The 24782-nt window shown below is 70.5% G+C and carries 29 protein-coding genes; 14 read left to right on the top strand and 15 right to left on the bottom strand.

What is annotated here, in order from left to right:
• Positions 1 to 91: 91 nt before the first annotated feature.
• Together AC07FN_RS43360 and AC07FN_RS43355 are read right to left on the bottom strand one after the other, a co-directional pair.
• A complete protein-coding gene (locus tag AC07FN_RS43360) occupies positions 92 to 652 on the bottom strand; it encodes a GNAT family N-acetyltransferase (RefSeq protein ID WP_478400938.1) in 561 nt (186 codons plus the stop codon).
• A gap of 26 nt (positions 653 to 678) precedes the next feature.
• Complete coding sequence (locus tag AC07FN_RS43355; RefSeq protein ID WP_478400937.1) at positions 679 to 1536, bottom strand: helix-turn-helix transcriptional regulator; 858 nt, start codon at positions 1534 to 1536, stop codon at positions 679 to 681.
• Between the two features lie 117 nt (positions 1537 to 1653).
• Here AC07FN_RS43355 and AC07FN_RS43350 point away from each other — a divergent pair, with 117 nt between their 5' ends.
• A complete protein-coding gene (locus AC07FN_RS43350) occupies positions 1654 to 2649 on the top strand; it encodes an aldo/keto reductase (RefSeq protein WP_478400936.1) in 996 nt (331 codons plus the stop codon).
• Positions 2650 to 2869: 220 nt separating this feature from the next.
• On the opposite strand, the gene AC07FN_RS43345 is transcribed toward AC07FN_RS43350, so the two are convergent.
• Positions 2870 to 3817, bottom strand: coding sequence for a sigma-70 family RNA polymerase sigma factor (locus AC07FN_RS43345; RefSeq protein ID WP_478400935.1), 948 nt, complete (start codon positions 3815 to 3817; stop codon positions 2870 to 2872).
• 233 nt (positions 3818 to 4050) lie between these two features.
• Between AC07FN_RS43345 and AC07FN_RS43340 the strand changes: the two genes are divergently transcribed.
• The 3 genes from AC07FN_RS43340 (at position 4051) to AC07FN_RS43330 (ending at position 7933) form a co-directional block, all read left to right on the top strand.
• The gene (locus AC07FN_RS43340) at positions 4051 to 5145 is read left to right on the top strand and encodes a type VII secretion protein EccE (protein WP_478400934.1); all 1095 of its coding nucleotides are present in this window, start codon (positions 4051 to 4053) and stop codon (positions 5143 to 5145) included.
• Positions 5146 to 5189: 44 nt separating this feature from the next.
• The gene (locus AC07FN_RS43335) at positions 5190 to 6224 is read left to right on the top strand and encodes a hypothetical protein (RefSeq protein ID WP_478400933.1); all 1035 of its coding nucleotides are present in this window, start codon (positions 5190 to 5192) and stop codon (positions 6222 to 6224) included.
• Between the two features lie 155 nt (positions 6225 to 6379).
• On the top strand, positions 6380 to 7933 hold the full coding sequence (locus AC07FN_RS43330) for a tetratricopeptide repeat protein (protein WP_478400932.1): 1554 nt from the start codon (positions 6380 to 6382) through the stop codon (positions 7931 to 7933).
• On the opposite strand, the gene AC07FN_RS43325 is transcribed toward AC07FN_RS43330, so the two are convergent.
• Positions 7918 to 8217: a hypothetical protein gene (locus AC07FN_RS43325; protein WP_478400931.1), complete on the bottom strand. Its 300-nt coding sequence runs from the start codon at positions 8215 to 8217 to the stop codon at positions 7918 to 7920. The genes AC07FN_RS43330 and AC07FN_RS43325 overlap by 16 nt on opposite strands.
• On the opposite strand from AC07FN_RS43325, the gene AC07FN_RS43320 reads away from it, so the two are divergent.
• The gene (locus tag AC07FN_RS43320; protein ID WP_478400930.1) at positions 8196 to 8798 is read left to right on the top strand and encodes an erythromycin esterase family protein; all 603 of its coding nucleotides are present in this window, start codon (positions 8196 to 8198) and stop codon (positions 8796 to 8798) included. The two genes, AC07FN_RS43325 and AC07FN_RS43320, sit on opposite strands and share 22 nt — an antisense overlap.
• Positions 8799 to 8864: 66 nt before the next feature.
• Here the strand turns inward: AC07FN_RS43320 and AC07FN_RS43315 are convergent, their stop codons facing one another.
• The gene (locus AC07FN_RS43315; RefSeq protein ID WP_478400929.1) at positions 8865 to 9779 is read right to left on the bottom strand and encodes an LLM class flavin-dependent oxidoreductase; all 915 of its coding nucleotides are present in this window, start codon (positions 9777 to 9779) and stop codon (positions 8865 to 8867) included.
• Between the two features lie 147 nt (positions 9780 to 9926).
• Here AC07FN_RS43315 and AC07FN_RS43310 point away from each other — a divergent pair, with 147 nt between their 5' ends.
• Positions 9927 to 10757, top strand: coding sequence for an NAD(P)H-binding protein (locus AC07FN_RS43310; RefSeq protein ID WP_478400928.1), 831 nt, complete (start codon positions 9927 to 9929; stop codon positions 10755 to 10757).
• Positions 10758 to 11114: 357 nt separating this feature from the next.
• Here the strand turns inward: AC07FN_RS43310 and AC07FN_RS43305 are convergent, their stop codons facing one another.
• Positions 11115 to 11657: a chorismate mutase gene (locus tag AC07FN_RS43305; protein WP_478400939.1), complete on the bottom strand. Its 543-nt coding sequence runs from the start codon at positions 11655 to 11657 to the stop codon at positions 11115 to 11117.
• Between the two features lie 263 nt (positions 11658 to 11920).
• On the opposite strand from AC07FN_RS43305, the gene AC07FN_RS43300 reads away from it, so the two are divergent.
• Positions 11921 to 12523, top strand: coding sequence for a phosphatase PAP2 family protein (locus AC07FN_RS43300; RefSeq protein ID WP_478400927.1), 603 nt, complete (start codon positions 11921 to 11923; stop codon positions 12521 to 12523).
• A gap of 144 nt (positions 12524 to 12667) precedes the next feature.
• Here AC07FN_RS43300 and AC07FN_RS43295 read toward each other — a convergent pair whose 3' ends face one another.
• Both AC07FN_RS43295 and AC07FN_RS43290 read right to left on the bottom strand, forming a co-directional pair.
• Positions 12668 to 13327: a response regulator gene (locus AC07FN_RS43295; RefSeq protein WP_452613324.1), complete on the bottom strand. Its 660-nt coding sequence runs from the start codon at positions 13325 to 13327 to the stop codon at positions 12668 to 12670.
• Between the two features lie 8 nt (positions 13328 to 13335).
• Positions 13336 to 14847, bottom strand: a complete 1512-nt coding sequence (locus AC07FN_RS43290; protein WP_478400926.1) for a sensor histidine kinase — start codon at positions 14845 to 14847, stop codon at positions 13336 to 13338.
• Between the two features lie 38 nt (positions 14848 to 14885).
• Between AC07FN_RS43290 and AC07FN_RS43285 the strand changes: the two genes are divergently transcribed.
• Positions 14886 to 15434: a phosphatase PAP2 family protein gene (locus AC07FN_RS43285; protein ID WP_478400925.1), complete on the top strand. Its 549-nt coding sequence runs from the start codon at positions 14886 to 14888 to the stop codon at positions 15432 to 15434.
• Between the two features lie 13 nt (positions 15435 to 15447).
• Here AC07FN_RS43285 and AC07FN_RS43280 read toward each other — a convergent pair whose 3' ends face one another.
• Positions 15448 to 16254: an NmrA family NAD(P)-binding protein gene (locus tag AC07FN_RS43280; RefSeq protein WP_478400924.1), complete on the bottom strand. Its 807-nt coding sequence runs from the start codon at positions 16252 to 16254 to the stop codon at positions 15448 to 15450.
• A complete protein-coding gene (locus AC07FN_RS43275; RefSeq protein ID WP_397532014.1) occupies positions 16251 to 16685 on the bottom strand; it encodes a nuclear transport factor 2 family protein in 435 nt (144 codons plus the stop codon). Before AC07FN_RS43275 ends, AC07FN_RS43280 begins: the two co-directional genes overlap by 4 nt.
• Before the next feature lie 102 nt (positions 16686 to 16787).
• On the opposite strand from AC07FN_RS43275, the gene AC07FN_RS43270 reads away from it, so the two are divergent.
• The gene (locus tag AC07FN_RS43270; RefSeq protein ID WP_478400923.1) at positions 16788 to 17597 is read left to right on the top strand and encodes a helix-turn-helix transcriptional regulator; all 810 of its coding nucleotides are present in this window, start codon (positions 16788 to 16790) and stop codon (positions 17595 to 17597) included.
• A 430-nt stretch (positions 17598 to 18027) separates the two neighbouring features.
• Here the strand turns inward: AC07FN_RS43270 and AC07FN_RS43265 are convergent, their stop codons facing one another.
• Positions 18028 to 18324, bottom strand: a complete 297-nt coding sequence (locus AC07FN_RS43265; RefSeq protein ID WP_358575969.1) for a hypothetical protein — start codon at positions 18322 to 18324, stop codon at positions 18028 to 18030.
• A 136-nt stretch (positions 18325 to 18460) separates the two neighbouring features.
• On the opposite strand from AC07FN_RS43265, the gene AC07FN_RS43260 reads away from it, so the two are divergent.
• Genes AC07FN_RS43260 through AC07FN_RS43250 form a run of 3 tightly spaced genes read left to right on the top strand, consistent with a single transcriptional unit; the run spans position 18461 to position 19693 of the window.
• Positions 18461 to 19303, top strand: a complete 843-nt coding sequence (locus AC07FN_RS43260) for a helix-turn-helix domain-containing protein (protein WP_478400922.1) — start codon at positions 18461 to 18463, stop codon at positions 19301 to 19303.
• Entirely contained in the window at positions 19300 to 19503 is a 204-nt protein-coding gene (locus AC07FN_RS43255; protein WP_478400921.1) for a DUF397 domain-containing protein, read from the top strand. Before AC07FN_RS43260 ends, AC07FN_RS43255 begins: the two co-directional genes overlap by 4 nt.
• A gap of 10 nt (positions 19504 to 19513) precedes the next feature.
• Entirely contained in the window at positions 19514 to 19693 is a 180-nt protein-coding gene (locus AC07FN_RS43250; protein WP_478400920.1) for a DUF397 domain-containing protein, read from the top strand.
• A gap of 78 nt (positions 19694 to 19771) precedes the next feature.
• Here the strand turns inward: AC07FN_RS43250 and AC07FN_RS43245 are convergent, their stop codons facing one another.
• Positions 19772 to 20920: a DUF418 domain-containing protein gene (locus tag AC07FN_RS43245; protein WP_478400919.1), complete on the bottom strand. Its 1149-nt coding sequence runs from the start codon at positions 20918 to 20920 to the stop codon at positions 19772 to 19774.
• 117 nt (positions 20921 to 21037) lie between these two features.
• On the opposite strand from AC07FN_RS43245, the gene AC07FN_RS43240 reads away from it, so the two are divergent.
• Positions 21038 to 21649, top strand: a complete 612-nt coding sequence (locus AC07FN_RS43240; protein ID WP_478400918.1) for a TetR/AcrR family transcriptional regulator — start codon at positions 21038 to 21040, stop codon at positions 21647 to 21649.
• On the opposite strand, the gene AC07FN_RS43235 is transcribed toward AC07FN_RS43240, so the two are convergent.
• The 3 genes from AC07FN_RS43235 to AC07FN_RS43225 all read right to left on the bottom strand — a co-directional run bounded on the left by AC07FN_RS43235 (position 21650) and on the right by AC07FN_RS43225 (position 23334).
• Complete coding sequence (locus tag AC07FN_RS43235; RefSeq protein ID WP_478400917.1) at positions 21650 to 22396, bottom strand: hypothetical protein; 747 nt, start codon at positions 22394 to 22396, stop codon at positions 21650 to 21652. It abuts the gene before it with no gap.
• A gap of 257 nt (positions 22397 to 22653) precedes the next feature.
• Positions 22654 to 22866, bottom strand: coding sequence for a hypothetical protein (locus AC07FN_RS43230; RefSeq protein ID WP_478400916.1), 213 nt, complete (start codon positions 22864 to 22866; stop codon positions 22654 to 22656).
• A gap of 141 nt (positions 22867 to 23007) precedes the next feature.
• Complete coding sequence (locus AC07FN_RS43225) at positions 23008 to 23334, bottom strand: hypothetical protein (RefSeq protein ID WP_478400915.1); 327 nt, start codon at positions 23332 to 23334, stop codon at positions 23008 to 23010.
• Positions 23335 to 23454: 120 nt separating this feature from the next.
• On the opposite strand from AC07FN_RS43225, the gene AC07FN_RS43220 reads away from it, so the two are divergent.
• Positions 23455 to 24782 (top strand): Tn3 family transposase (locus AC07FN_RS43220; RefSeq protein WP_478400914.1); only part of this gene is annotated, 1328 nt, incomplete at its 3' end.

Genomic DNA, 24782 nt, shown 5'->3' with positions numbered 1-24782 from the left:
GCCGCCAGTGACCGCTCGACCTCTACCGCAACCGCCATACCCCATGATGATCGATATCAAGCTAAAAGATCAAGTTATTTCCCGGCAATCCCTAAACCCGGTCCTGCCATTCGGATCGGAGGATCGCGTAGCGGAGTTCGTCGCGCCAGACGCCCTTGACGTGGGCGTTCTGGACGAAATGCGCCTCGCGGCGCATGCCGAGGCGCTCCATGAGCCGCGCCGAGGCGGCGTTCAGGGCGTTGCACCGGCCGATGATCCGGTGCAGGCCGAGTTCTTCGAAGCCCAGCCGCAGGACTTCGCGGGCGGCCTCGGTGGCCAGGCCCCGGCCCTGGTGGTCGGGGTTGAAGATGTAGCCGAGCTCGCCCTCCCGGTGCTTCTCGCTGCGCCAGACGAGTTCGACCTGCCCCACGATCGCGTCCAGCTCCGGCGCGACCACCGCGAGGGTGAGGCAGTCGCCTTCGGCGCCGAGCCGGGTCTCCCCGGCCATCTGCGCGACGGCGTCCCGCGCCTGCTCGCGGTCGCGCGGCTCCCACAAGAGGTAGCGGGCGACCTCCGGTTGGCGCTGGTAGGCCCAGACGTCCGCCGTGTCGTCGGTGGTGAACGGGCGCAGCAGCAGGCGGTCGGTCGTGATCGGGTAGTCAGGTCGGAGCACCTGCCGACAGTACGTCAGCGCCCGGATCAGACGTGGTGCGTTCGGTGCGGCTCCTCGCGGCGGCTGACGATGCTGAGCAGCGTCATCGCGTCGTGGTCCGGGGTGCCCGGTTCGGCCTGGTAGATGACGAGCCGCTGGTCGCCGCCGCGCACCGCCAGGACCTCGTAGTCCAGGTCCATCCGGCCCACCGCCGGGTGGTCGAAGCGCTTCACGCCCGCCGCCTTCGGCTGCACCTGGTGGCTCGCCCACATCGCGGGGAATTCCTCGCTCTTGGTGGTGAGCTCGTCGATGAGCGCGGTGAGCCGCCGGTCGGACGGGTTGTCGCCGTAGGTCGCGCGCAGGTCGGCCACCGAGTGCTGCGCCACCTCGCGCCAGCCCACGAACAGCGTCCGGGCCGCCGGGTGCAGGAACAGGTAGCGGGTCGTGTTGCGCCGCTGCGCGGGCCACTGGTCGATACCCGGGAGCAGCGCGAGACCCGCCGGATTCGCCGCCACCATGTCGTTTCCGCCGTCCAGCACGTACGCCGGGGCCTCGCCGACCATGTCGAGCAGCCGCAGCACCGTCGGCCGCACCGGCTCGGCCTCCTGCTGCGCGGGGTTCTGGCTGCGCGACGCGTGCCTGGCCAGATTGCTCAGGTAGTGGCGCTCGGTGGCGTCGAGCTGCAGCGTCCGGGCCAGCGCGTCCAGCACCGCCTCGCTCGGGTGCCGTTCGCGGCCCTGCTCCAGCCGCGTGTAGTAGTCCATGCTGATCCCGGCCACCGCCGCGACCTCTTCGCGCCGCAGGCCCGGTGTCCGCCGCACCCCGGGCCCGGCCGGGATGCCGACGTCGCTCGGCTTCCGGCGCGCCCGGCACGCCTTCAGGAAGCTGCCCAGCTCGTTGCTCACCCCGTCGATGCTGCCACGACCCCAGCCTGGGTGTGCCACACCCAGGAGAAACGCGCCCTGTCGCGCGCCCGTGATGGCGGCCAGCATCGATGGCAGCCGATCCGAAGGGGAAACGAGATGACGTTGCGGCAGGTTCAGCTGGGATCCGGCCCGGTGGTGGGCGCGCAGGGCCTGGGCTGCATGGGGATGAGCGAGTTCTACGGCCCGACCGACCAGGACGAGGCCCGGCGCACGCTGGAGCACGCCCTGGAGCGCGGCGTGACGCTGTTCGACACCGCCGACATCTACGGCTCCGGCGCCAACGAGGAGTTCCTCGCGCCGTTCGTGAACGCGAACCGCGAGCAGGTGGTGCTGGCCACCAAGTTCGGCCTGGTCCGCAAGGCCGACGACCCGAACTACCGGGGCTTCCGCGGCGACGCGGCCTACGTCCGCGCGGCGGCGGAGGCGAGCCTGCGGCGGCTGGACATCGACGTGATCGACCTCTACTACATGCACCGGCGCGACGTGACGGTGCCGATCGAGGAGACCGTCGGGGCGATGGCGGAACTGGTCGCCGAGGGCAAGGTGCGCCACCTCGGGCTGTCCGAGGTGACCGGCGCCGAGCTGCGCGCCGCGCACGCGGTGCACCCGATCGCGGCGCTGCAGAGCGAGTGGTCGGTGTTCAACCGCGACGTCGAGAACACCGCGGAGCCGGCGGCCAAGGAGCTCGGCGTGGCGCTAGTGCCCTACTCGCCGCTCGGCCGCGGCTTCCTCACCGGGGCGTTCGCGAACACGGCGGAGCTGTCGGACGGCGACTTCCGGCGGAACTTCCCGCAGTACTCCGGGGAGAACGCCGCCAGCAACGCCGAGCTCCTGGCACCGCTGCGGGAGGTCGCGCAGCGGCACGGCGCGACGCTCGCGCAGGTGGCGCTGGCCTGGCTGTACGCGCAGCAGGACGGCCTGGCGGTGGTCCCGATCCCGGGCACCCGGCGCCGCACCAGGCTCGACGAGAACCTCGGCGGAGTCGACCTGGCGCTCACGGCGGCGGACCTGGAGCTCCTGGAGCCGATCTCGGCGAAGGTCGCGGGCACCCGCTACGCCGACATGAGCTTCACCTCGGCCGGCCGCGAGTAGCGCTCGGGGGGCATGAGGTGAACGGACCGTTCGCGCCACAACCGTGCGGTGCCGGATCGGCATTGAGTGGATGGAGTGAACGGCCTGTTCGTCTCGTCTATTGAAGTGAACGGTCCGTTCGCGCCGAACCGGTGGTGCCGGGTGGATGGCGCGAACGGACCGTTCACTTCCTCTAGCGGCGCAAACAGGCCGTTCACTTCTCCCCGCCGGTGGAGGCCGGTCAGCCGACGTAGGCGAGGAGGCGGTCCGCTCGGGCCGGTTCGCGGAGCTTGCGCAGGACTCGGTGCTCCAACTGGCGGATCCGCTCGCGGGTCACGCCGAGCTCGTGGCCGATCTCCGCCAGCGTTCGCTGGCGTCCGTCGTCGAGGCCGCAGCGCAGCCGGATGACCTGCTGTTCTCGCGGGCTGAGGGTGTCGAGGACGTCTTCGATCTCGTTGCGCAGCAACTGGATTCCCGCCGCTTCGCCGTCGTCCGGCAGGGCCAGCAGGTCGGCCAGGGTGCCGCCGTTGGAGCCGGTCGGCTGGTCCAGGCTCAGCGGTTCCTGCGCGAGCGAGAGCAGTTCGAGCAGGTGGCGGACCGGGATGTCCAGCGCCTGCGCGAGTTCGTCGTGTCCCGGCGCCCGGTCCAGCTTCGCAGTCAGTTCCCGGCGCAGGCGCGCCAGCCGGGTCAGCTGCTCGGTGAGGTGCAGCGGCAGCCGGATGGTGCGGGACTGGTCCGCCAGTGCCCGGCTGATCGCCTTGCGGATCCACCAGGTCGCGTAGGTCGCGAACCGGAAACCCGGGCTGTGGTCGTACTTCTCGACGGCGCGCAGCAGCCCGACGTTGCCCTCCTGGATCAGGTCCAGCAGCGGCATGCCGCGCCCGGTGTAGCGCTTGGCGATGCTCACCACGAGCCGCAGGTTCGCCTCCACCAGCGCGGCTCTGGCCACGCGCCCGTCGTCGGCTGCGGCTCGCAGCTCGATGCGGCGGGCCGCGGGCAGATCCGGGATTTCCAGGGCTTCTTCGGCGCGGAGCCCGGCCGCCGCGCGTTCGGCCAGGTCGGTTTCCCCGGCCCGGTCGAGGAGTTCGGTGCGGCCGATCCCGGCCAGGTAGAGGCGCACCGAATCGACGGCCGCCGAAGGCCGTTCGGTTCCGGGAACGTCGTCGAATTCGAGCAGCGGGGCCGCCACCTGCCAAGCCTTCCGGACACGGGTGCACGCCCTGCCCAGCGTGCCGAAAGCTGCTGGCAGCGTGCTGACGCGCGGATCGGCGGCTCACCTGCGGCGTAATCGCTGGCTGTGCGGCCGGAGCCGGGATTCTGGCGGCGGTGTGGTGCGGTCCGGGTACGGCTGGTCTCGAATCGGGTACTGTCCGCGGCGCCGTGGTCGGGATAGCCTTGCCGCGTGGGAGGGATCCGCCTTCGATGACAAGCCAGACCAGCGCACCGCCGAAGTCGAGCGCGTTCGGCCGTTCGCGGGATGAGGAGTGGTTCCGCCCGCAGCGCAGGCCGGGCCGCATTGGTCCGGTCAGCCTAACGCGGCTGCTCGCCTTCGAGGTCGTGCAGCTCGCCCTGTGCTTCTTCTTGTTCCAGGCTTTGTGGGCGTTGATCGTGGGCGGCCTGATCGGGTTGGCCGCGGCCGTGGCCACCTTCGGCCGGCGCGGCGACCAGTGGTGGACCGAGATGCTCTGGCTCCGCCTTCGGTTCCGCCGCAGGCGCGGCATCGTCGCGGCCCGCCGGGACGACGCGCGGCTGTCAGCGCTGTGCGAGCTGGCGCCCGATCTGACCGTGGAAGACGTTGCGGGCGAAGGGGATTCGCGGCTGGGCATGGGCAGCGACGGCGCCGGTTGGTTCGCGGTGCTGGAGATCGCCGACGACGAGGGGCCGCGGCCGCCGGGTCCGATGGCGGCGCTGGCGCGGATCGCGACCGAGCAGCCGGGCGTGGTGGTGCAGGTCGTCCTGCACAGCGCGCCGCTGCCGGGCACGAACCGGCGCGACGACGTGGTGTGGATCGCGGTGCGCCTGGACGCGCAGGTGGTCGCCCAGTCGGCAGTGGACAGCAGCAGCGATCCGGATGTCCCGGTGCTGCTCGCCGAACTGGCCAGGCGGGTCGAGAGGTTGTTGCGCCGCAGGGGACTGCGCGCGCGCCCGCTCGACACCAACGGGCTGCTCGACGCGCTGGTGCGCTCGTGCGACCTGGCCGAACCGGCGGACCGGCGGCCCGTGCAGCCGCGCGAGGAGTGGGATTCCTGGCGTTCCACCAGGTTGCGGCACGGCTGCTTCTGGATGCGGTCGTGGCCGAACCCGGAGCGCGGCGCGCTGCTGCTGTCGGCGCTGGCGGAGGTGCCGGAAGCGCAGGTCAGCATCTCGATCGCGCTGGAGCCGGGGCAGCGCGGCACCGATCTGTCCGCGCTGGTCCGGGTGGCCGCCGACGAGCAGCGGTACGAGCAGACCTGCGAGCTGGTGGCGCGCCTCGTCGAGCACGCGGGCGGCCGGTTGTCCAGATTGGACGGACAGTAGCTGCCCGCGGTGTACGCGTCGGCGCCGACCGGAGGAGGGGCGCGGTGAACGAGGGGCAGCACCCGGTGCAGTCGGCGGTCGCGCCGCCCGCGGTCGCGCGGCCGGAGCCGCCGAAACCCGTTGCGGCCAAGCGAGTTCCGGTGATCTCGGTGGCGAAGCCGCCGGAGACGACGGGGCCGGTCCAGGTCCCGAAGGGCCAGGACGCCGACGACGCGGCGTTCGCGCCCGCGCTCGGCACGTCGGAGTGGAACCAGCAGGCGGGCGGCGCGGTCCTGACGAACACCGCCGCCGCGTCCGCGTCGGTGGCGGCCGCGCAGGCCGTCGCCGCGCCGCTGCCACCCGGCGGGCCCGGCCCGCGCCAGGACGACACGCCGACGGTGGAGGTGCGCAAGCCACGCGGCTGGCGCCCGCGCAAGCAGCGTTCGGTGCCGAGGCTGGACATCGGCCGGCACCAGGCCGCCGAACCGGAGCTCGACCTGCTGCAGCTCACCGGCACGTCCTTCGGCTTCCCGCTGGGGCGGAACCAGGCGGGCTTCCCGGTGACGATGACGCTGTTCCAGCCGGAGCCGGTGTCGATCGCGCTGGTCGGCGCGTCCTGGGCGGCGCGCCTGCTGGCCTACCGGGCGTTGCGCTTCGGCGCGAAGGTCCTGGTGTTCACCGACCAACCGGCGGGCTGGTCGGACCTCGGGCAAGCGGCGACGGGCCGCGCGGACCGGGTCGCGGTGCTGGAGCCGGGTGCCCCGGCGGACGCACCGGTCCTGTCCCTGTACGACGCGGAATCACCGCCGTCCCCGGCGGCACCCGCGCCGTGGCAGACGCGAGTCATGGTGCTGCACCGGTTCACGCCGCAGCGAGCCCATGCGGCCCTGCAAGCGGATGTCCTGCTGCTGCAGCGGTTGGCGGCGGACGAAGCGGCGGCGATCGCCGCGGCTCGCCGCTTCACATCGCGAACGGCGGAGCAGCTGCAGGCCGTGCACGACGACATGCTGGCGGTGCTGACGAAGTCGGAGAACCACTACGTGTGGGTGAACCCGGCGGACCGCGAACAAGAAGAACTCGGCGCCCCAGGCCGCTACTGAACGGATCCGGTCTTCCACACGAGGCGGAGCTGCTCCGCGGCATCGGTGGCTTGGCGAAGACCCGCTTGGTAGGCGGGTTCCCAGGCCGTCCGGTCACTCATGTCCGAGCCGAATGCGCGTATTGATGCCGGATCGGGCTCGATGGTCACCACTGCGTGCGCCGCGTGCACGAGCTGGTCGCGGGCACCCGCCGGCTCCGGACGGTGTTCGACCTCTCCTACCAGGCGTTGGAGCAGGACGAGCGCCGGCTGTTCCGGCTGCTCGGCCTGCACCCGGGCGACGAGTTCACCGCCGACGCGGCGGCCGCGCTGGCCGGGATCACCGCGACCGAGGCCCGCATCCTGCTGGACCGCCTGGTGGACGAGCACCTGGCCAACGTGGTCACCAGGCACCGCTACCGCCTGCACGACCTGCTCGCCGAATACGGCCGGGGCCTGGTGCGGGAAGAGGAACCCGAGGCGGAGCGCTCCGCGGCGATCACCCGGGTGCTGGACTTCTACCTGCACAGCACGGCCGGCGCGACGCGCCTGCTGCAACCGCACCAGCCCGAGGTGCCGCTGGTGGGCAGCGAACCAGAGCACCTCCCGGCCCTGAGCACCCGGGAGGCGGCCAGGAGCTGGCTCGACGCCGAGCGCGCCTGCCTGATCGCGGCGGTGCGGTTAGCGGCGGCGCGCGGCTGGCCGACGCACGCCTGGCAGCTCACCCGGTCGCTGCGCGAGTACCTCTACCTCTACGGCTACGGGCACGACCACGACTGGGTGCGCACCCACGAGGCCGCGCTGGCCGCGGCGATCGCCGCGCAGGATGCCGCAGGCGAGGCGATGACCAGGGCGGATCTGGCGGCGACGTACCTGGAGCTGGGTCGCGGGGCGGAAGCGCGCGAACACCTGTACCGGGCGCTGGAGTTCCACCGGCGGACGGGAGACCGCGCGCAGGAGACGAGCACGCTGGAGTCGCTCGGGGTCGTGTGCTTCCGGTTGGGCGAGTTCGACGAGGCGCTGCAGCACCTCCGGCAAGGCGCGTCGCTGTGCGCCGGGCGCGACCCGTACCGCGAGGGAGTGTTGCGCAGCAATCTCGGAAATGCCTTGGCGGCAGAGGGTTTCCTCCGCGAGGCGTTGGCGAGCCTGCAGACCGGGCTCGAACTGTCCAGGCAGGCGGGCAACATCGACGGGGAGTCCAGCGCGCTCGCGGACATCGGCGACGCGCACCGCCGGCTGGGCGACCACGAAGCGGCGCTGGAATACCTGCACCGAGCGCTGGAGCTGGCCGCGGACCACGGCCTGACGCCGAAGGTCGCCTACGCGAACCACCGCCTGGGCAAGGCGTACCGGGAGCTCGGGCGGTACTCGGAAGCGACGGCGAACCTCCAGGCGGCGCGCCAGATAGTGGCGAAGGTCGGGGGCCCGGCGGCGGAGAGCGAGGTGCTGGTCGACCTGGGAGCGGCGCACCGGGACGTCGGCGACTTCGCGAGGGCGGGCGTGCTGATCGACCAGGGCCTGAGCCTGGCCACCGACCGAGGAGAGCGCTACCAGCAAGCCCTGGCCCTGCGAGAGCTGGGAGAACTGCACCACCGCGCGGGCCGCGAAGACCTGGCGAAGGAAGCCTGGCGCCGAGCCGACGAGGAGGCGGCCGCGACCAACGGCCGCGATCGCGTGCCCGAGTCGCCTCTCGCAAGCACCCGAACCGGCTCGCCTCAGGCCACCGCGTAGTCGCCGAGGGCATGTTCGAGCAGGCCGAAGGCGCGGGCGGCTTCCTCCGCGACTGTCCCGGCGATCTCGTCGCCGGTGTTCCCGGCCAGGGTGAGCTCCTGGATCCGCTGGAACAGGATGGCGCCCAGCAGCCCGGCGGCAGTGCGGACGGTGATGCCGGACCGCTGCCCGTCGCCGGCGAGGGCCTCGGCCAGCGCCTGTTCGCGCTGGTCGTGCAGGCAGGCCGACAGGGTTCGGCGACCAGCGGCAATACGACATCGCGATGCGACGCCTCGAAGTCGCATGCCACGCGGACTACTCGTTCCGCGCGATGGCGGACCTCTTCGCCGGACGCGGCCTGACCGCCGATCCCTCGGCCCGGGACCAGTCCATGGCCGCGTCGCTCTTGTGGCACCTGGAGCAGCTCGGACCTGGAACCCGCGTCGTGCTGGCGGCCCACAACGCCCACATCCTGAAGTCCCCGATCTCCTCACGGCGCTGCGCCCTGGGTGAGGACTACTTCGCCCTCGGCCTGACCAGCACCGACGGGCACACCGCGGACATGCGACCCGACGAGGCAGCGCCGTTCGGGTTCACCGTCGAGGACACGACGCTCGAACAGCCCGAGCCGGGCAGCATCGAAGCCGCCTTCGCGGACACCGGTCTCGGCTTCAGCCTTGCCGGCCTCCGCCAGTCGGGCGCTGGGGACACCGGGCCCTGCAAAGCGCCTACCTGCACATCCCGGTCCTTGGCGCCTTCACCGGAACCTCCGCCGTCGCCACCAATGCCCTTGGGTGAGGGCCGGACCCGACGGCTGCGGCCCAGAGCCGTGGCCTCGCGTAGGCGGCTTCTCAGGACAGCGGCATTCGGCGAGGGGGCTCGGTAGTCGTCTGGAGTCGGGGCCGGGCGGCGCTACCCGCACCAGTTTCAGGCGGATGGCACGGCAGAACTGTCACTTCGACGATCGGGAGCACTTCGGGCGCCCGCCCGGGGTGAGGATCTGCCGGACTTGGCCCAGCAGATCGCAGGAGTCGTGCCAGTCGCCGTCGACGGCGAGCGCGATCTTCTCCACACCCGCCTCCGCATACGCCGCGAGCTGCTCGGCGACCTGCTCCGGAGTCCCGGCGACGACGTAGCCGCGGGCCTCGTCGACCGGAATGCCGAAGGACTTCGCCAGGTTCTCGGCGCAGCGGTCGTGCACGCGGTCGTCGGGGCGCTGGACCAGGCTGCCTTGGATCGCGATCGCCAGGTGTGGCGCCTGGCGATCGTGCTGCTCGGCGAGCTCGCGCAGCCGCTCGGCGTTCGTCCGGATCTCCTCGGGCGTGTGCAGCTCGGCGAACCAGCCGTCGCCGAAGCGAGCCGCGCGGCGCAGCGCGGCGGGCGCGGAGCCGCCGATCCACAGCGGCGGCACGGCGGCAGCCGGGGCGAGCTGGGCGGTCGCGCCGTGCGGCAGCGCCGTCGGCTCGCCGGCGAGCAGCGACGGCAGGAGCTGCAGGAACTCGTCGGTGCGCCGACCGCGCCTAGCGGCGTCGAGGCCCACGGCGGCGTAGCCGCTGTCGTGGCCGCCGACGCCGATGCCGAGGTGCAGGCGGTCGCCGCCGGTGAGGTGTTGCAGCGTCGCGATCTGCTTGGCGGCGCACACGTGCGGGCGCAGCGCGGGCAGGTAGACGGCGAAACCGATGTCGATGCACTCGGTCACGGCAGCCGCCGTGGCCAGCGCGAGCATTCCGTCGAGCGACGGAACTCCGTTGGCGAGGTGATCGCCGCTCCAGATGGCGTCCAGCTCGGCGTCCACGGCGTGGTAGGCCGCCTCCCGGATCTCTGCCTCCACCGCGCTGGGCAAGAAGATTCCGACTTCCACCGGCATTGTTCGCCCCCGAGGGTCACGGGATCAGTGCTGGTCCCCAGCATCGAACCTCCAGCACGCTAGAGGTCAAGCCGCCGGATGCGGTGTTGACCTCTAGTTATGTCGAACTCTTAGCGTTCGTGCCAGTCGAGCGAAGGGGTGCCGAGGATGAGCGGCGACAAGGTTCTCGTGGTGGGTGCGACCGGCAAGGTGGGCAGGCATGTCGTCGCGGGGCTGCTGGCGGAGGGCGTCGAGGTCCGCGCGATGACGACGCGCGACCCGGCCGAGGTGGCGGCACCGGACGGGGTGGAGGTGGTTCGAGGCGACGTGACGGCCCCGGACTCGCTGCCGCTCGATGGAGTCGGGTCGGTGTTCCTGGTCTGGCCGTTGCTGTCGGCGGAGCTCGCGCCGCCGGTCGTGGACGCGATCGCGAAGCGGGCCGGGCGCATCGTCTACCTGTCGGCCACCAGCGCGGGTGACGACGAGGTGTTCCACACCCAGGTGGAGCGGCTCATCGAGGCATCCGAGGCGGACTGGACGTTCCTGCGCGCCGGTGGATTCGCCGGCAACGTGCTGGGCTGGGCCGACGCGATCCGGTCCGAGGGCGTGATCCGCGATGCGTACGGCGCGGCGGCCCGGCCGCTGATCCACGAGAAGGACATCGCGGACGTCGCGGTGCGGGTGCTCGTCGACGAAGGCCACAGCGGGGCGACGTACGCCCTGACCGGGCCGGAGGTGTCGACCCAGAGCGAGCAGCTGCGGACGATCGGCGAAGCCATCGGCCGCCGGCTGCGATGGGAGGAGATCTCCCGGGGCGCCGCCCGGCGCCGACTGCTGGACAACGGCTGGCCGGCCTCGTTCGCCGACGGGGCCCTCGACTACTGGGAGCGGATCTCCCGCGACCCGGAGCCGGTGTCCCCGCACGTGGAGCAGGTGACCGGCCGCCCGGCGAGGACCTTCCGGGAATGGGTCGACGACCACATCGCCGACTTCCGCTGAAGTCCCGCAATTTCCATTGAAATCGAACCTTCGATTTCAATGGAACTTGCGGATCACCGGCGTGTCGCACCCGACACGCCGGTGCCTGTGGACAACTCACCGCAATTTCAATGGAAATCGGACCTCTGATTTCCATTGAAATTGCGGTCGGAGCGCCGGTCCGAGCCGACGCAGGAGGCCGGACGGCACCGACCCAGGGGCGCCGGGACCGGGAGGCACCGGGACCAGGGGCCTTGAGACGGGGGCGCAGGGACGGGGCACGCGGGGACGAGGCACGCGGGGACGGGGGCGCGGGACCGGGACCAGGGGCCTCGGGGACGCGGGGACGCGGGGACGGGGGTGCGGGAGGGCGTCGGGTCAGGGGCCGGTGCAGATCGATGGGACCGCTCGGACGAGGCCGCGGCGGTGCAGGTCGGTCAGCCGCAGGTCGGTGCTGGCGTGGTGGAAGGCGCTGGTCAGGTAGCCGTCGCAGGACGGCTCGTCGCGCAGTTGCCGGGTGTCGCGCAGTTCCAGCAGGATCTCGTCGTTCAGCCGGTCGATGATCGGCCTGATCTCGCCCAGATCCGGGCGTTCCACCGGCCGCTCGCCGGGGTTCGCGGCCCACCTCTCGTGCAAGGCCCGCTGGACGAGCTTGCTGGCCTCGATCTGGTCCCGGAAGACCCGCTTCGACTCCGCCGGGTCGATGCCGAGCTCCACCGACTTGCGGGCGACCGCGTCGAGCACTTGCTGTTCCCGCACCGGATCGTCGATCGGCTGGCCGGTGCCCCACTTGGCCGCGGCGACCTTGTCCGATGTGGTGACGCGCGCGGCGGCCGACCGCAGCAGCGGGTCGAGCGATTCCCGTTCGCAGGAGTGGGCCGGGGACGCGAGCGCGGCGATGATCGCGCCGACGAGGAGCATTGAACGCACCGGTGCCTCCTGATCGACGATCCAGCCGCGCCAGAGTACTGCGCACCCACCGCCGAAACGCCAACGAAGACAGCGACTTTCAGCCATCTCACCGAACGCGACCACACCGTCGCGCAACCCGGATCACCATCCGCAAGCGGCCCCGGGTGCCGGGATTCTGCCGAAAGTAAGGGCGGCCGCTGCCGAAAGACCACTGCCCGGGCGACTCCCCGATCCATACCTTCGACCGCGTTGCGAGCAGATGCGGAGGATCGATGAGTTCGTCGTTGGCCACCAACGAGATCGAGGACGTGCCGGACATCAGCATCGACTGGTACCGCGCGGTCACGGGCTTCGCCCACGACGCGCCGGGCTGGGTGCAGGCGTTGGCGGATGTGGCGACGGAGGCGGTGATCCTGGTGTTCGGCGCCCTGGTGCTGGCGAACCTCTGGCGAACCCACCGGGCCGACCGCCGGCTGCGCGTCCTCGCGTTCGCGGCCCCGGCGGTCACGGTGCTCGCCTACGCGATCAGCGAGGTGACGAAGACGTTCGTCGAGCAGGAAAGGCCGTGCCGCGAGGTCCGCAACATCGTCGCGACGATCGCGGAGTGCCCGGAGCCGGGCGACTGGTCGTTCCCCAGCAACCACAGCACCATTGCCGCGGCGGCCGCGGTCGGCCTGGCCGTCGCATGGCGCCGGCTCGCCGTCATCGTCGCCCTGCTCGCGGTGCTGGAGGCATTCCTGCGGGTCTTCGTCGGCGTCCACTACCCGCACGACGTGATCGCGGGCCTCCTGCTCGGCGCGATCGTCGCCGCAGCGGGCATGGCCCTAGCCGCGACGCTGGCCAAGACCCGCCAAGCCGCGCTGCAACACCGCTGAAGCCAGCACCTTCGAAACCAGCCGCGCCACTGACGCCCGGAGCGAACGGTCCGTTCGCTCCGCCTGTTCGGCGCGGCTTTTCGAGGTGAACGGCCTGTTCGTCTCGGTAGACGAGGCGAACAGGCCGTTCACTCGGCCCCGCGCTCAGGTGTCGCCGCGCTCCACCAGGCCCGCTTCGTAGGCCAGGATCGCGGCCTGCACCCGGTTCTTCACGCCCAACCGGCCCAGGACGGCGCTCACGTACGCCTTCACCGTGCCCTCCACGACGTGCAGCCGCCGGGCGATCTCGGCGTTCGACAACCCGGCCCCGACCAGTGCGAGCACTTCGCGCTCCCGGTCGCTGAGCGCGTCCACGTGCTCTCGCGCGGCGATCTCCTGCTGCAGCCGCGGCCCGCCCAGCTGCCGGATCACCCGGTGCGCCACCGGCGGCGAGAGGTACGCGCCGCCTTCGGCCGCCGCCCGCACGCCCAGCAGCAGTTCCCGCGGATCACCGGTCTTGAGCAGGAATCCGCTGGCGCCGCCGTGCAACGCCCGCGTGACGTAGGCGTCCTCGTCGAACGTGGTCATGATGAGCACCGCGGTTTCCGGCGCCACGCGGCGGATTTCGTCCGCCGCGCCGAGGCCGTCGAGCTCCGGCATCCGGATGTCCAGCAGCGCCACCGCCGGCCGGTGCCGCCGCACCAGTTCCACCGCGTCCCGCCCGTTGGCGGCTTCCCCGACGACCTCGATGTCCGGGTCCGCGGCCAGGATCGCCCGCACCCCGGCGCGAACCATGGCCTCGTCGTCGGCCAGCACCAGTCGCACGTCTCCTCCTACCGCCGCAGATAGTCCTTGCCCACCAGCACGTCCTGCCGGAAGCACAGCCGGTACAGGTCGCCGCTCCGCTCGTCGAACGGATCTCGGTGCGTGCTGTAGTAAGCGCAGCTCGCACCGGGCGGCCGGGGCGGGTCGGCGTCGGGTGGGTCGTCGATCCGAGTCCGCGCCGGCAGCAGGTGCTCGATCGACGACCGGGACTGCCCGACCTGCATCCGGTCGTACGCCGCCGGGGGCAGTACGGAAGTGATGGTGTCGAACGCCGTGATGCCCGCGGTCAGCAACCCCAGCACGACGGCGCTCGCCGCTGCCGCCACGACCGCGATGTTGCGGCTGCTGCGCACCTGACCTTCGGCCCGGGCCAGGCGCGCTGCGGATTCCGAGGCCTCGATGGCCTGCGCGACCTGCGGAATCCGAGCGGACAGCAGGAACCGCCCGCGCTCAGGGCCGGCCTGGAAGGTCCCGCCCGCCAGCCGCACCCGCTCGGCGAGGGCGACGAGGCCGTACCCGCCGCTGGAAACCGGCTCGCGATCACCGGTCAGCGGGTTCGCCACCGACACTTCGCTCTCGTCGGCGGTGTGCCGCACCTCGACGGTCACGGCCGCCCCCGGCGCGTGCTTCGCCGCGTTGGTCAGCGCCTCCTGCACGATCCGGCACACCGCGCGGGCGCGCATCGACTGCACCACCTCGCCGGTCTCCGCCAACGCCACCGCCATCCCGGCGGCCCGCGCCTGCTCGACCAGCTCCGCGACGCTCTCGCCGGTGACCGGCCCGGAGTCGTCGCGCAGGACCTCGACGACCTCCCGCAACCGCTCGGCCGCATCCGTCACCGAGGCCCGCGCCTGCCCGGCCGCCTCCCGGTGCCCGGCGTCCAGCGAGGGCGCCACCTCCAGCGCACCGATCCGCAGCGCGACCAGGCTGAGCTGGTGGCCGAGCAGGTCGTGCATGTCCCTGGCGATCCGGGTGCGTTCCTGCAGCCGCGCCTGGTCGCCCACGATCTGCTGCTGCCGCTCCAGCTGCTCCGCCCGCTCCCAGCCGGCCCGCACCAGCGCCCGGTACTTCTGGTGGTGCCGCCCGAGCAGCCACGGGATCAGCGCGAACAGCAGCGCGCCGATCAGCGTCACCAGCCAGGCCCCGACGTCGTGCGCCAGCACGAGCACGAGCAGCGACACCACGCCGGTGGCCAGCGCGAGCCGGACCAGCGCGTCGCGGTGCCTGCGCACCCGGAACCCGGCGTTGTAGCTGGTGGCGATCAGCATCGGGGTGAAGGCGAACGCCGCGATGACGCCCGCGTCCGGCCGGGGGATCAGCGCGCCGGCCCAGGCGGCCAGCGCGATGACCGTGGCGACGAGCGGCCAGGCCCGGCGCAGCGCCACGGTGATGCCGACCACGCCGACGCCGAGCGCGATCTCCCAGCCGCTGAGCGGATCGGTCGCGGCGACCACGTTGACCAGCAGCACGGGAGCGGACAGGACGAGCCACCACGGCACGTCCCGGATCGACACCTTCACCGCGTCGACGCTACCGGCAGGTCGGTAATGTCGGATTGATGCTGGAGCTGAGCGCGGAGTGGTACCGGGCGATCGCGGAGTGGGGAGCGATGTCACCGGGCTGGGTGCACGGCCTCGCGCTGTTCGGCACCCAGGCGCTGCTGGCGGCGTTCGCGGCGCTGACGCTGCTCGCGTGGTGGCGAACCCGGCGACTTCCGGTGCTGCTCGCGCCGCTGCTCGCGGCCGGGGCGGCCTGGCTGTTCAGCGACCTGATCAAGAACGTCGTGCGGCAGGACCGGCCGTGCCGGGCGATCCCGATACCGGGAGGCACGATCAAGGACTGCGCGGAGGTGGGCGTCTGGTCGCTGCCCAGCAGCCACTCGGCGGCGGCCGCGGCGTTCGCGGTGGCGCTGTCGATGCTGTGGCGGCGCATCACGGCGATCGTGGTGCTCCTCGCGCTGCTCGAAGGCTTCTCCCGGATCTTCATCGGGGTCCACTACCCGCACGACGTCCTCGCGGGCTTCCTCCTCGGCGCGGCCCTGGGAGTCATCAGCGTCCTTGCGTGCAACAACGTGCGATTCCGGCGGAAACCGCTCCAAGCATCGTGAGCCGCCACCCGGCCTAGCCGAGCTCCGCGCGGATGAAGTCGCCGAAGGAACGCGGCGGGCGCCCCGTGACGTCCTGGACGGTCGAGGTCGTGCGGTCTTCGCCACCTGCCCGGATGTGCTCGTCCATGGCCGCCAAGTCCGCCGCGAAGTCCGCGGGCAGCTCCGCCGTAAGCCGCCGGGCCAGCTCGCCCGTGGTGATGTTCCGGTGCCGGACCGGCCGCCCGGTGACCTCCGAGATGATCACCGCGGCTTCGCCGTAGCTCAAGGTCTCCGGACCGGTCAGCAAGTACTCGTCGGCCACATCTTCCGAGGTCAGCGCGTGTGCGGCGACGGCGGCGATGTCGGCGGCGTCGATCCAGCCGAGCCGTCCCGAACCGGTGGCGGTCACGATCTCGCCGCGTTCCCGGATGCCGTCGGCCACCGGATGCCGGCCGGTGAAGTTCTGCATGAACCAGGTGGGCCGCAGCACCGCGCAGCCCGGCGTCGACGCGATCCGCGCGCGGTACTCCTCCAGCCCCGGCGCGTTCGGCAGCATGGCGGACGACCCGAGCGCGACGATCCGGCGCCCGGCGGCGGTCGCCAGGAACGGCCCGACCTGCGGCATCGGGTCGATGACCCCGACCGGCGGCACCAGGTAGACGCGGTCGACGCCGTCCAGCGCGCGCCGCTGCGAGTCCGGGTCGGCCCAGTCGAAGCGCACGTGGTCCGGGTCGTCGGCCGGGTTCCTGCTCGCGATCCGCACCGCGATCCCGCGCTCCCGCAGAACTGTCGCAAGTGGACGGCCGGTCTTCCCGGTGCCGCCGGTGATCAGCACGGTCACGAGCGCACCTCGCCGCCCAGCGCGGTCACGAGGCCGGCGAGCTCCCCGGACGCCTTGGCGCCCATGACCGGGCTCCAGTAGTCGCGGTACGAAGCGATCGCGCCGTCGCGCACGACGATCACCGCGACGTAGCGCATCTCGTAGTCCGCGCCGGTCGCCACGGTCCGGCCGCGCGCGGTGAACTCGGCGACGATGGTGGCCGGATCGGTGGTCCGGTGGACGACCACGGACGGGAAGCCCGCGATGTCCAGCTTCTGCGGGTAGTCCGCCAGGTATTCGCGCAGCGCTTCCCGCCCGTTCAGGCGCTCGGGGGTGCCCTCCGCGAACGGGAACTCGAAGGTGCAGTCGGGTGCGAACAGGTCGACGAACCCGTCCATGTCCTTGGCCAGCAGCAGGTCGAGGGCCTGCTCGAAGAGTTGGTTCGCTTCCACGCCGTCCAGGTTCGCCGCCCGGGAGCGGGCCGAGCAGGTCCGCGATTGCCCCGGATCGGCGGTCCGTGGCTGGGCGGTCCGCCCCGGTGGCAAGGTGGTGAGGTGAACAAGCGCGAGCTGGCCGATTTCCTGCGCCGTCGCCGGGAGGAGCGACGTCCCGGCGATGTCGGGTTGCCCGCCGGGTCCGGCCGCCGCCGCACGCCCGGCCTGCGCCGCGAGGAGGTCGCCTGGCTGGCGGGGGTGTCGACGAACTACTACGAGCGCCTCGAACAGGCACGCGCGCCGCGCCCGTCGACGCAGGTCCTCGCGGCCCTGGGCACGGCTCTGAAGTTGTCGGAGGCGGAAAGCGAGCACCTGGCGCGGCTGGCAGGGCAGGCCCCGCCGGCCTCGGAGGCCGCGGAGCCGGTGCCGGAAGGCGTGCTGCGGCTGCTCGACCGCCTCGGCCCGGTCCCGGCGTACGTGGTGAACGAGCGGCTCGACATCGTGGCGTGGAACGCCCACGCCGCAAGCCTGATCACCGATTTCTCGAAGCTGCCGCGCGAGGAGCGCAACACCCTGCGCCTGTCCATGCGAGGACTGTGCTCGCCGAGCGGCGAGAACCACTTCGCCCGCCAGGCGGCGGCGGAGCTGCGCCTGGCCGCCGCCCGCCACCCGGACGACCGGGCACTAGCGGCGCTGACCAGGGAATACGCCGAGTTCAGCCGGGAGTTCGCGGAAAGCTGGCGAGACCACGAGGTCCGGCCCCGGCCAACGCTGCGCAAGCGGATCGACCACCCGGACTTCGGCCCGCTGGACCTGGACTGCCAAACCCTGCACGTCCCGGGCCAGAAGCATCGCCTGATCCTCCTCTCGGCGGAACCGGGAACAACGACCCACAAAGCCCTCGAACGCCTAATCGCCGCAGCTGAGTAGCGCGTGCCGCCCGTAGGCCTCGGTCTCCATCTCGCGTTGTCGCTCCATCGCGACGCGCGCGCAGAGCTGCCAAACGCCGAGCGCGCTATCGCTTGAGCCCGCGTGCTGCCCGGGCGGCCGATCGATCCAGTGGAATCCAACGACGACGAAAACCGACGAAACGAGCAGAAACCCAAAGACCGCAATCATTTCTCGTCCCTTTCAAGAGGCCCGGCAGAGGCGGGGTTTCGGGGGAGGGGGCATCCCGCCCCTGCCGGGGAGGCCTCGCCGCACCGGGCCGGGGGATGCTGGGCGGCGAGGCGGTCATAGGCGGCGCTGAAGTTCCGAGCCCGGTTTCCGCTGGTCACTCCGGTCGTGAGTGGTTTTGGCCGCTATGGCGACCAAAAACACTCACGACCTCTCACCTGCGGAAACAGGTGCAGTGGGGGACTCAGAAGTCCCAGACGGTCGAAGGTGAGCCGCGTAGCCGATACTCCGCGACGCACTCGGGGCACTGGGCGGTGATGCTCGCCGTGCGCGGAGTGGCGGGCCACGGCGTCGGCCACGGGATCTTCACGTTCTCGCGGCAAAGCGCGACGACTTCGGTTCCGGCGGGCCATCGTCCGGGCTTGTCGGTGATGCCGTGCCGGACCTTCGAGCCGGGCGGCACGATCCAGTAGACGACGCCCTCCCGCCGAGCGGCCACCGAAGCCGCATCGAATCCCACCCACCAAGCCGACGTGCTCATGAGCGCCTCCGCACAGCTGGTTTACACGCTGAGTGAACAATTGATGATGGTTCGTAAGTTTGCTAGAAGCGTGCAAATTTGCAAGATCTCGTTCGTGTGATCGCTCGAAGTGGTCACTGCGCTTTAGGCTGGCGGCATGGCGAACTCCCCACGGGCACGCGCTTTGGCCGCGGAACTGCGCGCTGCTCGCAAAGCCCGGAAACTTTCGCAGGGGCAGATTGCCGACCAGATCGGCTGGAGCATCGCCAAGGTCAGCCGAGTCGAGACCGCGAAGACGGGTATCACCGAGGCGGACGTCTCGGCGCTCCTAGCCGTGCTCAGGGTGAAGGGCAAGGACCGGGAACACCTGCTCAAGATGGCGCGCGAGCTGGATCAACCGGCGTGGTGGGAGCTGCACAGCGGCTTGCCGTCCCAGCTACGCGCTCTCATCGACGCCGAGCAACGGGCAGCTCGGATCACCTACGTATCGACCAGCTACCTGCCCGGACTGCTGCAAACCCGCAGTTACTCACGAGCGATCTTCGAGGTGGGCGAACAGACCGAGCGAGAGGTGGAAGAGGCCGTCGCGGTTCGGCAAAGCCGTCAAGGCGTGTTGGACAAGGCGAACCCTGCCGAGTTGCTCGCGTTCCTGGATGAAACCGTGCTCATGCGGCCGGTCGGCGGTCCAGCCGTTGCCGCTGATCAGCTTCGCTTCGTGCTCAAGTCCATGACGCAGCCGAACATCGAGGTTCGAGTCCTACCGCTGGAGCTGGGCGCTCACATGGGTCTGGACGGTGTGTTCTCGATTCTGGAGTTCCCGCATGCCAACTCGCATGTCTATGTGGAGGCGCCCAACGCTGGTGCCATGGTGTCGGAGCCCGAAGATGTAGACCCGTTCCATCGCGCGGTGGATAGGCTGGCGCAGGTTGCTTTGGACGAGGCCGAATCTGCGCAGGTGATCGCCGAGCACGCAGAGCGGATGGAAGGCGAAGCGGGATGACGACAACCCAGTTCACGCAGTGGCGGAAGAGCAGTCGGAGCGGGAACCAGAGCGCTTGCGTTGAGGTCGGCTCGGCCCCTGGCCTGATCGGCGTACGAGACACAAAAGACCGAGATGGCGGGACCTTAGCGGTGTCGCGGGCTGCATGGGGTCGGTTCATCGCGGCAACGAAAGCCGGACAGTGCGACGCTCCTCTGTGAGGTAGCAGTGTTGACGACCTGGCGAAAGAGCAGCTACAGCGGCCACAACACGGGCTGCGTCGAGGTCGGTTCGGCCCCGGGCCTGGTGGGGGTTCGCGACACGAAGGACCGTGACAGCGGGACCTTGGCCGTTCCTCGCGAGGCCTGGGCTCGGTTCGTCGCTGCCGTGAAGGCCGATCACTTCCGCTGATGAGTGCTGTTTTTGCTGGTCAGGGCTCGTGAGTACTTTGGGCTGCTATAGCGACCCAAAGTACTCACGAGCCCGAGGTCAGCGCTGGGGCAGGCGGTACGCCCAGTTCCAGGCCGCTTCCAGCGGGCCGCGTTCGAAGCGGCGCAGCCACAACGTCGACAGCGTCATGAACGTCGCGCAGATCGCCGCCCAGATCACCAGCACCCACCACGGGCGGGCCCAGTCGAAGCGCGCCGCCAGCCCGAATCCCCAGCCGTAGCACAGGATCGCTGCCGCGAGGTTCTGGAAGACGTAGCAGGACAGCGCCATCCGGCCGACCGCCGTCAGCCCGCGCCGCAGGACGCCCGGCGCGCCGCGCAGCGCGCCCACTACGGTCGGGATCAGCCCGAGCAGGCCCAACGCGATGATCGGCGGCAGGATGTAGCGGTCGACCATGAACCAGCCCTGCCCCGAGAAGGCGGTGAGCAGGTTCAGCGGCACCCCGATGCCGAAGCCGAACAGCATCAGGCGGTTCCGCAGCCGCTGCCCCTCGGCGGCGAACACCCCCGCGCGGAACAGCCGGGCGCCGATCAGGAACAGCGCCACGGACATCGGGATGATGAAGATCGCTTCGATCCGGTAGGCGCCCCAGTGGGTGATCCGGGTGGTCACCTGCTCCAGCCAGCTGCCGGTGGTGAACAGCTGCGACGGCGCGCCGCCGCCACCCATCGACGCGTGCCCGGTCAGCAGGCCGAGCGTGACCACGCTGATGAACGCGACGTGCAGCGAGGCCATCGCGATGATCCAGCCCTTGACCGCCCGGTCACTGCGCCCGATCAGGTAAGCGACCAGCATCGATGTCACCGCGTAGCTCATCAGCACGTCGAACTCGAAGATCAGGATGTAGTGCAGCAGGCCCTCGGTGAACAGCAGCGCCGCCCGCCACAGGTACCAGCCGGGCCAGCGACCGCCCCGGCGCCGCGCCGACCGGTACTGCAGCTCCAGGCCGATGCCGAACAGCAGCGTGAGCAGGGACAGGAACTTGCCGTTGGCGAGGAACCGGATGGTCGCCTCGATGTTCGCGGTGAGGGTGCCGGTCTCCACCATGGTCAGCATCCCGGCCGGCCCCTCCGGGTCGGTGAAGATCCAGATGTTGGTGCCCAGCGTGCCTAGGATGGCGACGCCGCGGACCACGTCTATCGCGGTGATCCTGCTGGAGGTGGGTGCCTGCCGTAGTACCTCGGTCATGAATTCCCCAGTCGTTCGAAACTCGCCTCCGCAACCACGGAGGGTTACGATGCAAGTGCATGGTAAACGGGTGTCGCGCCCGTTTGCAATGCGATCGCATTGGAAAGGTGCAAGACGGTGCCCAAGCAGGTGGACCACGAGGCCCGGCGGACCCAGATCGCCGAGGCGCTGATGCGGCTGGCGAGCCGCGGCGGCCTGGAAGCGGTCAGCCTCCGCGACGTCGCGGCCGAAGCGGGCGTCTCGATGGGCGCGGTGCAGCACTACTTCAAGTCGAAGGACGAGATGCTGGGCTTCGCCATGGGGCACGTGAACAACCGGGCCTCGAAGCGGATCGCGCAGCGGCTGGGCCAGGAGGGCGAACGGCCGAAGGTGCGCGTGGTGCTGCGGACGCTGATGCTCGAAATGCTGGCGCTGTCCGACGACAGCCGCATGGAGTTCCTGACGCACATCGCGTTCTTCCTGCGCGCGCTCGGTGCGCCGGACCTGGCCGCGACCTACCGCGAGTGGTGGCCGCAGCTGGAGGCGTGGGTGACCTCCGAGCTCCGCGCCGCGCAGGAGTCCGGCGAGCTACCCGCCGACCGGGACCCGGAGCGCGAGGCCGAAGCCCTGCTGCTCATCCCGGATGGCCTGTCGGTCGGCCTGCTGCTGGGCCACCGGACCGGCGAAGGCGCGATAGCGGCCGTCGACTACCACCTCGACCGGCTCTTCGGAGAGTCCACAGAGGACTGATCATCCGTGCTCGCCCCCGGCTAGTCGTCCGACGAAACCGGCCGGATCCACGGTGAAGCTACCGATTCCGGCGCCGACGAACGCCTTCTCGGCCGAGAGAGTCCCGGACACCAACCCGCCGATGGTCTCGTCGTACTGCTGCGCGGGAGCTTTGTCGGCCGTCAGCAACAAGGTCTTCACGAGGTTCTTCGCGGCGTCCTCGACCTGGTCCTTCGCGGAGTCGATCGAGGCTCGCGCCTGGCCGCGGCATGGCTCGGTGGTCCCGGGATCCGTGCATGCCTGTTCGGCCTGCCGCTGAGCCCAGGCCAGCACGTCGCGGTACCGCTGCATGGCCCGGGCGGATTCGGTGAAGCCATCGGTCGCGCGAAGCGAATCGGGTGTGATCCCGTGCAGCGCCACGGCGTGCTCTTGCAGTGGATCCAGCAGCACGTTCGTGCCCTGCGGCAAACCCGGCAGATACCCGTCCAGCAGCCGAGCGCCGGTGAGCACCAGGTACTCGGACCGGTCGCCCTCGCCGCGCCGCCGCCGGTACTCGGCGAAGTACCGAAGGTCCGAGAACACTGGCAGCCACGGAGTCTCGGCGACGTGCACGACGGGCACGGCCGGCGGATCGGACGCGTACTCCAGGTAAACGCCGCTGCGGCGGAAGGTGGCCACCAGATCGGCCGGTCGCTGCACGGTCCGCCGGAACCGGAGAGCCTCTCGAACCAGCGGTGGCGCATCCGGAACGCACGTAGCCGAACCCATCTCTCCTCCGTAGTCGCGCGAGCACAGAGAGTGGCCAGGCTACTGGATCAAGAACGGCAAAAACCGACCAAAGCAGGTGGTATGAACCATAACCCCGACTACTCCGAACGGCGGTAAGTGATCAGATGTCCACCCCGACGCAACCCGCCCCACCGGAGACCACGAGGTAAGGGCCACTCGTTCATCCCTCGAACGACTCGGTGTCCGGGCAAGCGTCGATCGACATCGGATATCTCGGTTCCCGAGATGCCCTACGGTCAACTATCTGCCCCAGGCTCGGATTTGGGAGCCGCGGGCTTGGTTTTGGTCGGCAGCGGGACCTCGGCGTGACGTTGTGCCAGCGACTCGGAGACGACCTCGCCACGTTCCTGCATGTCCTGGATGCGCTGTTCGATCTGCTGCCTGCGCGCCTGAACGTCAGGGTCATCCGATGGCGTATCGAACTTGCGGATCAGATCTTCGTGGTTCATTGCTCACCTCACCTCGGGTCGGTCAGAACGATCTTCCATGTGTCCGTTGCCTTCGCCTCCCTGCTGTGGTCGGTGAGAAGCAGGACTGGGAGGTCTCGGCCAAACTGGACAACGCTGGACGACAGGCCGTTCGGGGTTGTGCTACCCGATGGCTGTGGCGATGTCGTGGCCCGGCAACTTCACCGATGGCACCGAGCCTGTGTTCAGGATCAGATGGCATTCACGCAATGCTGCGAGCAGCCCACGAACCGGAACCTCCTGGTATGAAGAAAGAGAAGCGGGCAACCGAGCGATCGAGGTGTGGGCGTAAAGGGCCGGATCGCCGGCGTCGTCGGTCGCGACGGAGATATGTTCGGGGTGGCCTGGTTCGGTTGGAATGACAAGAACGGCTGAGTTGCTGGCCAGTGCTGAGATCAAGACGGCTTCGCTGCCGTAGCCGGTCGCGGCAAGCTCCAGTGCCCGCTCCACGGCGTTAGAGGGTTCCGGGAAGCCGCGAACCTTCGGGCCGGGGCGATAGTTCGGGTCCGGCACATAGGGGCCGGCACTGATCTCCGCGCGGAACTGCTCCGCTGGCTGCGTAGCCGGCGCATGGAGCCGCCGACGGCGGGCCGGATGGACCGGATCGTGCGCTCGGCGCTAGATCGCGGCGAGGCGCGGCTGGTGGAGCGGGTGGCCGCGCTGCTGTCGGAGGACACGCGGGCACGGCTGAACAAGCTGGTGTTCGGTGTTCCCGACGAGCTCGGCGAGTCCGTGGAGCGGGACGATCCCGCACGGGATGTGCTGGTGTGGGTGAAGTCCGACCCCGGCCGGTTGAGCCTGAACACGATGCTCGACGAGATCGCGAAGCTGGAGGCGATCCGCGCGATCGGCCTGCCGCGCGAGTTGCTGGTGTGGGTGGCGCCGAAGATCGTGTCCGGGTGGCGGGCCCGCGCGGCGGTCCAGTCGCCGTCGCACTTCCGCAGCTTCGCCCCGACGACGCGGTGGGTTCTGCTCTCGGCTCTGCTGGTGGAACGGGAACGGGAGATCACCGACACGCTGGTCGAGCTGCTGATCTCCACGGTGCACACGATCAACGCGCGGGCGGATCGGCGGGTGACCGAGGAGATGGTCGCCTCGTTCAAGAAGGTCCGCAACAAGAACGCCCTGCTCGCCCGCATGGCCGAGGCCTCGCTGAAGCGCCCGGACGGCGCGGTCCGCGAGGTTGTGTACCCGGTCGCCGGCGGGGAGTCGACGCTGAAGGAGGTGGTGGCCGAGTACAAGGCATCAAGCCCGGAGTTCCGCCGCAACGTGCAGGTGAAACTGCGCGCGTCGTACTCCAACCACCACCGGGTCGGGATGATCAAGCTGCTGCGCACGCTGACGTTCCGGTCGAACAACGACACCCACGCGCCGATCATCGCCGGGATCGCGCTGGTCCTGCGCCACGCTGAACCCCGCGTGCAGTCTCACCCGCTGGGCGAGTCGGTGCCGTTGGACGGCATCGTCGAAGGAGACTGGGTGGAGCTGGCGTGGCGCGGGGTGCCAGGCGCGTCGAGGATCGTGCGCACGGACTACGAAGTGTGCCTGTTCAAGGCGCTGCGGGAACGGTTGCGCTGCAAGGAGATCTGGGTCGAGGGCGCGGACAAGTTCCGCAATCCGGAGCAGGACCTGCCGCCGGACTTCGTCGAGCGGCGCCGCCAGTACTACGCCGAGCTGTCCAAGCCGCTGGACGCGGCGGAGTTCATCGAGCCGCTGCGCGCGGAGATGGCCGGCGAGCTGCGTGCCTTACAGGAGGCCCTGCCGAACTGCGACTGGCTGAACATCTCGGCGCGCGGCACTGGGCCGTCGGCCGCACTTGGGTCACTGGCGGAACGCGGAGTCAATGAAGTCGCGGACCAGCTGGTGGAGGCGTTCGGGCTGGTTATGTCTGAGCATAT

The sequence above is a fragment of the Saccharopolyspora sp. NPDC045941 genome, from assembly GCF_056431445.1.
The sequence above is the reverse complement of the archived record's forward strand: the minus strand, read 5'-3'. Positions and strand labels throughout refer to the sequence as shown.